Source organism: Bacillus sanguinis (genome assembly GCF_018332475.1).
Classification (GTDB): domain Bacteria; phylum Bacillota; class Bacilli; order Bacillales; family Bacillaceae_G; genus Bacillus_A; species Bacillus_A sanguinis.
In genome coordinates this window covers 1-559 of record NZ_BOQB01000203.1, presented here as the reverse complement: position 1 = coordinate 559, position 559 = coordinate 1, and the positions used below count along the sequence as shown (strand labels likewise).

Annotated in this window: 1 protein-coding gene and 1 pseudogene; both read right to left on the bottom strand. The window is 31.7% G+C overall.

Features of this window, described 5'->3' with window-relative positions:
• Positions 1-98 (bottom strand): annotated as a pseudogene (locus tag KI369_RS20540) (antibiotic biosynthesis monooxygenase); the annotation flags it as partial.
• A gap of 173 nt (positions 99-271) precedes the next feature.
• Positions 272-451, bottom strand: a complete 180-nt coding sequence (locus tag KI369_RS20535) for an H-type small acid-soluble spore protein (protein WP_071723071.1) — start codon at positions 449-451, stop codon at positions 272-274.
• Positions 452-559 lie beyond the last annotated feature (108 nt).

The window sequence follows — 559 nt, the reverse complement described above, 5'->3', positions numbered from 1 at the left end:
TTGTCAGAGGCGGCACTATAATCTGTCGTATCATTTGATAAATTAGAAGTGAATATAACTGCATAATAATGCTTGTTTTTTTCTAAAGCAGATTTCATTATCTTTCCCCCTTAATATATAGTGCGAATAATTCATTTATAGTTTGTATTGTAGCAGGTTAAAAAAAGAAAAGAAGTAGAAGGTTCTTATTTTTTTAGTTGTTGTAAAACAAGGGGTATAGAGAATTTATAAAAGTAAGAAAAATGCCACTTCAAAATCGAAGTGGCATTTTTTATATTTCCTCTAAGCTATTAACTGGAACCGTTAATTCGCGTCCTGGATTTTTCACTTCATATATGCGGGCGGTTTCGTTGCTTTCGTCGACGTGTTGAATGGTAACAGGCATGCCTTGAAAACTGACATTTGCTTGTTCTGATGACACAGAAAGCTCTTTTGCACGTTGAATATTCATTTATATTCCTCCCATCATTATTATCTTTGCTAAAAAAGAGGAATAATATACCATTTCGAGACATTCTTAAAGTTTTTGTATTATTTGTAATGTTTCTTTAATAAATGC

Excerpts from the sequence above, each read along its gene's own strand:
- KI369_RS20535 (WP_071723071.1), bottom strand. The coding sequence starts at position 451 with ATGAATATTCAACGTGCAAAAGAGCTTTCTGTGTCATCAGAACAAGCA.